This is a genomic window from Bradyrhizobium sp. P2_E8, assembly GCF_056403875.1.
This window is the reverse complement of record NZ_JBFUES010000003.1, coordinates 21,458-28,619: the sequence shown is the minus strand read 5'-3', so window position 1 is coordinate 28,619 and position 7,162 is coordinate 21,458. Positions and strand designations below refer to the sequence as shown.

The following is a 7,162-nucleotide window of genomic DNA, read 5'->3' as shown; positions in this document are numbered from 1 at the left end:
GGCCGATGCAGGGGATGGCAACCAGCTGGAGTAGCGCAGCTGTAGTCCAACCATAGGCCACCGCCAGGTTGGTGAACACAAAACCCGCAATGCTTGCGGGGATATACATGCAGGCAACCATAAGGCCCACGGCCGTTCCTACCTGCCCGGGTGGTGCGCTTCGCTGGATCAGCGTGTTCGTGTTCGTGTAAATGGTGGCAGTGAAGAAGACGCCGACCAGCATAGTCAACGCCACTTGGGGGAAGACCCCGAGGGGCACCCCGAACATGATGGCTCCGGTCGCCATGAAGCCGGTCAAGCCGATCATGTTGAGACGCTTCTGATCCCAACGATCCGCAACAAGGCCCATCGGAATACTTGCAAGTGCGCCAACTCCAAGGGCGCCGGATACTAGCCCCGTCTGCGCCGGCGTGAAATGCAGAACCTCCTGCAGGAACAGCGGATACAAGCCGAGATACCCATAGACTGCGAACCCGGCTACAGCGATGACGATCATGCAGCAAATGACGTTTCGATTGAATAGCTTGGGTTCATTGGAGTTTGTCGAAGCCGGGGTCTGTGGCAGTTCCGGAATATTGTCGACTGCACCACTTGGAATCCCGATCAGGACCAGCGTAAAGATCCCGGCTCCAAGTCCACCGAAGACCAGCAGGGGGTCACGCCAAGTACCAGTCAATTGTGCAAGATAGGTTCCAAGCACGGGCCCGAGGAAGGCTCCAACTCCATAGCTTGCGTTGAGCGTCCCCACGGCGAATGTCTTTTGCTCGCGAAAGAGGAGACCAACCGCAGTGTACAAAGCGGCAGCTTGGGCACCTTCGCCGAATCCAGACAGGATCCGGTACATAAGCAGGTCTGAGAATCCGATCGCGAGGCCTTGGAGTCCCGTTCCGAGCGAAAAGATAAACAGGCCAAGTTGCATCACAGCTTTGCGCCCTAGTCTGTCGGCGAAGTAGCCCGCCGGGACCGCGGCAAGGCCCATTCCCAGCGTGAAGACCGTCGAGAGGAGTCCGAATTGTGAGGGTGTTAGGTGCAGATCGGCGCGGATGGATTTCAGAAGTATCGGAAAGACCTGCCGATCCATCGCATTGATGACGTATGCGATATCGATGATGAGCAGCATCATCAGCAAACGAGGTCTGCTCAAAACGAACCTCGACGTTGATCTTTGGGCTATGTCGATTGCCGCAAACACCATATTTCCCCCCCCGAAAAAATTCGAGATGCCTCTGTCGGGCACCTTCTATTTAGATAGAGGAGGGCGCGCGGCGCTTGGAAATGCCGTTTCGGCATGGCCGCTATAAGATCTTGCCAGCCACATCATCTCGAGTTCGGCATCGGCGCTATGCCCAGATAGCATTTCCCGATCCGCCGCCAGTTCGGCTAGCTCTTTCTTGGAAGGGACAGTATTGCGTGTTTTACGGTTGCAGCGGGAAGYACGGCTCGACGCCTGAACGTTAAGCTTGCCTGATCTCCCTGAGGCGGCTGGGCGCAGTCAGGCACCCCAGCGACCTTAGGGCGGCAGGTCGACCGGCGATCTCGACTACTTTTGCCCTGTTTTAACTGCTCGACGACGACAGGATCCCGATGAAAGCCGCGTATTACGAAAATCTCGGGCCCGCCCGCGAGGTCATGAAGATTGGACCAATCAGCGATCCCGTCCCAGCGCCAGGGGAGGTTCGTGTTCGCCTGCATGCCTCTGGTGTCAATCCATCGGACGTCAAGGCTCGACTAGGGCGGTTTCGGCGCGGGCCCCACTTCCCCCTGGTCGTGCCACATAGCGATGGTGCCGGCGAGATAGACATGATTGGGGAGGGGGTTGCTCCCGATCGGCTTGGACAACGAGTATGGCTGCATAACGGACAATGGAAGCGTCCTCACGGCACCGCCGCAGAGTACATAGCGTTGGCCAACGAACTGGTCACGCCGCTTCCAAGCAAGCTTTCCTATCAGGAGGGCGCTTGTCTCGGCATACCGCTACTCACCGCCTTTCACGCTGTGACTCTCGACGGCAGTCTTCGAGGCAAGACGATTCTCGTTGCTGGCGGCGCAGGATCGGTTGGGCATTATGCTATCCAGCTTGCCAAAATCGAACAGGCCCGTGTTTTGACAACCGTCAGCTCGTCTGACAAGGCTCGACATGCCGAAAGCGCGGGTGCGGACCATGTCATAGACTACACCAAGGGTAATGTTTCCGAACAGATCAAAGATCTGACCAGCGGTGAGGGCGTCGATCGCATTATCGAGGTCAACATCTCGGCAAACTCCACGCTGCCCATGGATGTCTTGAAGCCATTCGGGACAGTAGTCACATACGGGTCGGACGAAGACTCTGCGTTGCTTCCGGTTCGTCACGCTATTGTCAATAGCATCACCTACAGATTCTTCATCATCTACGAGGTGCCCATCGCGGTTCGATCAAAGGCAATCGCGACCTTACGTCCGCTACTTGAGTACGGCATCCTCCGTCATGCGGTGGCAAAGCGCTTTGCGCTCGAGCAGATCGTGGAGGCTCACGAGGCGATAGAGGGGGGTAAAGTCATGGGAAACGTCGTTGTCGACATCGTTTGAAGCACGAAGTTCACTTGCGAACGCGATGCATTTGCGCGGAAACGCTGAGAAAGATGACGACTGATCACGAGAGTTTCTATCGCGCGACGCATGCGCGATCGCTGGCCGACCCGGTGGGCTTTTGGTCCGAGGCGGCAGAGGAGATCGAGTGGATCCAGCCGCCGAAGACAATCTTCGACCCCGCGCAAGGCGTCTACGGCCGCTGGTTCACCGGGGCCGTCGTCAATACCTGCTACAACGCGCTGGACCGCCACGTCGAACGCGGCCGTGCCGAGCAGGTCGCGCTGATCCATGATTCGCCGCTGACCAATTCGGTGAACAAATTCACCTATGCCGAGCTGCTGGCCGAGGTGCAGGCGCTCGCTGCCATCATGCAGGATTTTGGCGTCGCCAAGGGTGACCGCGTCATCCTCTACATGCCGATGGTGCCGGAGGCGGTGGTTGCGATGCTCGCCTGCGCGCGTATCGGCGCGGTGCATTCCGTCGTGTTCGGCGGCTTTGCCGCCAAGGAACTCGCAACCCGCATCGACGATGCCCGGCCGAAGCTCATTCTGTCCGCTAGCTGCGGCATCGAGCCCGGCCGTATCGTGCACTACAAGCCACTGCTCGACGAGGCGATCAGGCTTGCCGGCAGCAAGCCAAAGGCCTGCATCGTGCTGCAACGCCCGCAGCTCACCTGCGACCTGACGCCCGGTCGCGACCACGATTGGGCGAGCCTGCGCCGCAAGGCGATGAACGACGGCAAGAAGGCGCCTTGCGTTCCGGTCGCTGCCACCGATCCGCTCTACATCCTCTACACCTCGGGCACCACTGGCATTCCCAAAGGCGTGGTGCGCGACAATGGTGGCCATCTGGTCGCGTTGAAATGGTCGATGTTCAACGTCTACGGCGTCAAGCCTGGCGAGGTCTGGTGGTGCGGCTCTGACATCGGCTGGGTGGTCGGCCACAGCTACATCGTCTACGGCCCGCTGCTGCATGGCGCGACCTCGATCATGTATGAGGGCAAGCCGGTCGGCACGCCGGATGCCGGTGCGTTCTGGCGCGTCATCGGCGAGCACAAGGCGGTGGCGCTGTTCACCGCGCCGACCGCGTTCCGTGCGATCCGCAAGGAGGACCCGGAAGGCAAGTTCATCCGGCAATACGACCTCTCGACATTCCGCACGCTGTTCCTCGCCGGCGAACGCGCCGACCCGCCGACGGTGGAATGGGCTGAGCAGCAGCTGAAGGTGCCGGTGATCGACCATTGGTGGCAGACCGAGACCGGCTGGTGCATCGCCGGCAATCCGGTTGGCTTAGGCCAGCTGCCGGTCAAGCACGGCTCGCCGACGGTGCCGATGCCGGGCTATCAGGTCGACATCGTCGACGAAGCGGCAAAGCCCGTCGGTCCGAACACGATGGGCTCGATCGTCATCAAGCTGCCGATGCCGCCGGGCTGCCTGCCGACGCTGTGGAATCAGGATGCGCGCTTCAAGGAAGCCTATCTGACCGAATTCCCCGGCTATTACAAAACCTCGGACGCCGGCTACAAGGACGAGGACGGCTATGTCTGGGTGATGGGACGGACCGACGACATCATCAACGTCGCCGGCCATCGCCTGTCCACCGGCGGCATGGAGGAGATCCTGGCCGCGCATCCCGACGTCGCCGAATGCGCCGTGCTCGGCATCAAGGACGCGATCAAGGGCGAGGTGCCCTGCGGCTTCCTGGTGCTCAAGGCCGGCGTGAACCGCGCGCCCGTCGAGATCGAGAAGGAGATCATCGCGCTGGTGCGCGACAAGCTCGGCCCGGTCGCCGCCTTCAAGCTCGCCATCACCGTCGGTCGCCTGCCCAAGACGCGCTCCGGCAAGATCCTGCGCGGCACCATCAAGAAGATTGCCGACGGCGAATCCTGGACCATGCCGGCGACGATCGAGGACCCCAAGGTGCTGGACGAGATCGGCGAGGCGCTGGCATCCCGAACGATCTGCTAGAAATCGGTCAACTAGGCCAGTTGCAGCTTGGAAGCTCTGACATCGTACCGTCCTCGCTAGTTTGTTGAGCGCGCAAGCTGCAGGCTGATTGGCATAAGCAAGATGGACCCTAGTCCTATGCTGCTTCCCGTGATCTTGTCGACCAGCAGTCCCACTGCGGCTACGAGGCGCGCGCAGCACGCCGACCGCTCAGAAAGGGTGGGGCAACGCGGTTAAAGAATGGACGGGTGGACATGGGGTGGATGTTGTATATGACTTCGCCGGCGGAGCGGTTGCTTCCGATTGCCTGCAGTTATTGGCAGACAGCGACACCTTGATGTTCGGTGCTCTTGGCCCGATAGCATTCTCCAACCGGGAGCTGGAGGATACGATTTCCAAAAATCAATCAATAAATGGCTTTTCACTTCTTCCGCTGCTGACGCTCGACGGGCTCCGTACAGATCTCACCCAACTCTTCAAACTCGCATCAACAGGCGAACTGAACGTGCTCGTCGGCCAAATCGTTCCTTTGAATAGAGCTTCAGAAGCCTACTCCAAGTTGGAGAGCCGATCATCGAGTGGAAAAATCGTCTTAGTTCCCTAAGCGCTCACGTCCCCGAATAAGCCTCCCTTCGAGATAGCCGCGGGACGGCCATCCCTCGGCAATTCGATCTCTCGTAAAATTGCAGGTCTCGGATGTCGCGAGAGGCCCTTGGCTCGGACGTGACTTTCGGACATGGGGCGAGGGGCTTGCGGTCACTGCTGTCGTGCTCGCTTCTCAGGAGAGATTTATCCACCATCGCAAGCGCAATTAGCCCTGACGATCTCCATCGCCCGAAGCGCACTTGCGAGCATCATTTTGCCACGCAGTTCCCTCACTAAAAAAGTTAACTGACAACTTCGTGTCCTGTCTGGCAGAGCCGCCGAATCAGCTCTATGGGGGATATCGGCGTGCGCCCAAGCCGAGATCGCATCGGCGTTGCCGAGCATTGTCGAGCCGGGTGTTCGGATAGAGAAGGACGGATCCTTCACGAGTTCTGCGCGGCCACGAGATTGCATCGCAAGAACGCGACCCGCGCGCTGTCAGCTGAGCGTTTGTCGGTCTCGGCCAGGCGACGGCGGTGCTGCTTTCGCTATTCACTGGATGGCGCTGACGGCTCTGCACCAAGCGGCTGTTCGCGAGCTGCTCCTGCTCCCGCGCGCGAACGGCACGGCGGATTGAATCTTTCTGCTGACGACCGGGCGTTAGTTTCGAACTAGCCATGGCTCCTAAATCGATGTAGCGGCATGTGTGCGTCGGGTGAGTTAAGCTGCGCGATTTTAAAATCGCTCTATGTCTTCTGAGAGGGAACTACCTCTCGTCTCAGCGTAGCCTTGACTCCGCCGCGGGTTCTCCAGAGTGCGACTAGTATCCGCCGAGGAGCAAGGATCTGCGGGATTGGCTCGTCGTGTTGCGGCTCATCGCGCCGCTCACACTTCCAATGACCCGCGGGGCCGGTATTCGCGGCCTTTATCGTCGCATAGTTCCGGGGCTCACCGGGCGTCGATCAAGACGTGTAGCTCCCGGTTATGAGAGCCATAGAATGGTTCGATTGCAGTCTAACCGCGACCAGCGCATTCTGGCATCTTCGCGGCCCTGATGCGACGGTCATGCACTCGGCCGAAGAAGAGGGAGGAAGTCATGATTTTAATTACGTCTGCGGCCGGACAGACCGGCACGCGGATTATCTCGCACTTGGTGCAGCGCAACGTCCAGGTCCGCGGGCTGGTCACTAATCCCCAATCAGCACGCAAGATCGAGGCTCTCGGAGCAGAGGCTGTACTTGGAGATCTACGTGATCAGAGTTCGCTGGACCTAGCAATGTCCGGCGTAGAGAAGATCTATCACATTGCCCCGACACTCACCGTCAACGAGCACGAGATGGGAAGAACGATCCTGGCGGCGGCGATCAGGTCCGGCGTCAAACGTTTCGTTCTACACGGGGTTATCGCGCCCTATCTTCAACACATCAACTACCATTGGGCGAAAGAGCTAATTCAGTTTGATCTATACCGCTCGGGGCTTGATTATACGATCTTGCTTCCGACAAATTTCATGCAAAACATTTCTTGGACTTGGCCGCGCATTGTGAAAGAGGGAAGATGGGAGCTTCCGTACTCAACGACCAAGCAGTTGACATGGGTGGACATCGATGACCTCGCCGAGGCAGCTGCAAACGTGCTCACGGAGCCTGGTCACGAGTATGGCACCTACGAACTTGCCGGGACAGATGCCTTCCTGAGCCGCTCGGAGATTGCCATCCTCATGAGCGAGGCTCTGGGGAAAGAAGTGATCGCAGTAAAATCGGGGGCTGATGAGTATCTTGAGCGAGCGCGAAAGCAGCCGTTCYTTGCGCGTATGTCCGATGATGAGTTGAGCCAAATTAGAGCGATGTTCACGGACTATGACACTTATGGGATGCCGGCCGGCAACTCGAAGGTGCTCTCGATGTTACTGGGTAGACCGGCTGCCAGCTACAGGCAATTTCTAGGTAAGTTAGTGGAAAGCGCTGCGAGCAATCAAAGGTCGCGATTGATCACGGACTACAGTGCCGCCGTTGTATGAAGTGCATGAACGGCCTCCTTAGAACTTATTCAGCAAGGTT

General features: G+C 58.8%; 5 protein-coding genes. 4 read left to right on the top strand and 1 reads right to left on the bottom strand.

Annotated elements, in window-relative coordinates:
• Positions 1-1,123: MFS transporter (locus AC1D00_RS00505; RefSeq protein ID WP_477009301.1), on the bottom strand; the 1,123-nt coding region annotated here is incomplete at its 3' end.
• 461 nt (positions 1,124-1,584) lie between these two features.
• Between AC1D00_RS00505 and AC1D00_RS00500 the strand changes: the two genes are divergently transcribed.
• The 4 genes from AC1D00_RS00500 (at position 1,585) to AC1D00_RS00485 (ending at position 7,122) form a co-directional block, all read left to right on the top strand.
• Positions 1,585-2,568 (top strand): NADPH:quinone reductase, encoded by a 984-nt coding sequence (locus AC1D00_RS00500; protein WP_477009297.1) that lies wholly within the window; start codon positions 1,585-1,587, stop codon positions 2,566-2,568.
• Positions 2,569-2,621: 53 nt separating this feature from the next.
• Entirely contained in the window at positions 2,622-4,538 is a 1,917-nt protein-coding gene (locus AC1D00_RS00495; RefSeq protein WP_477009296.1) for a propionyl-CoA synthetase, read from the top strand.
• Between the two features lie 154 nt (positions 4,539-4,692).
• On the top strand, positions 4,693-5,121 hold the full coding sequence (locus tag AC1D00_RS00490) for a zinc-binding dehydrogenase (RefSeq protein ID WP_477009300.1): 429 nt from the start codon (positions 4,693-4,695) through the stop codon (positions 5,119-5,121).
• Positions 5,122-6,198: 1,077 nt separating this feature from the next.
• Positions 6,199-7,122, top strand: coding sequence for an SDR family oxidoreductase (locus tag AC1D00_RS00485; protein ID WP_477009295.1), 924 nt, complete (start codon positions 6,199-6,201; stop codon positions 7,120-7,122).
• The last annotated feature ends 40 nt before the right edge of the window (positions 7,123-7,162 follow it).

Excerpts from the sequence above, each read along its gene's own strand:
- AC1D00_RS00500 (WP_477009297.1), top strand. The coding sequence starts at position 1,585 with ATGAAAGCCGCGTATTACGAAAATCTCGGGCCCGCCCGCGAGGTCATG.
- AC1D00_RS00495 (WP_477009296.1), top strand. The coding sequence starts at position 2,622 with ATGACGACTGATCACGAGAGTTTCTATCGCGCGACGCATGCGCGATCG.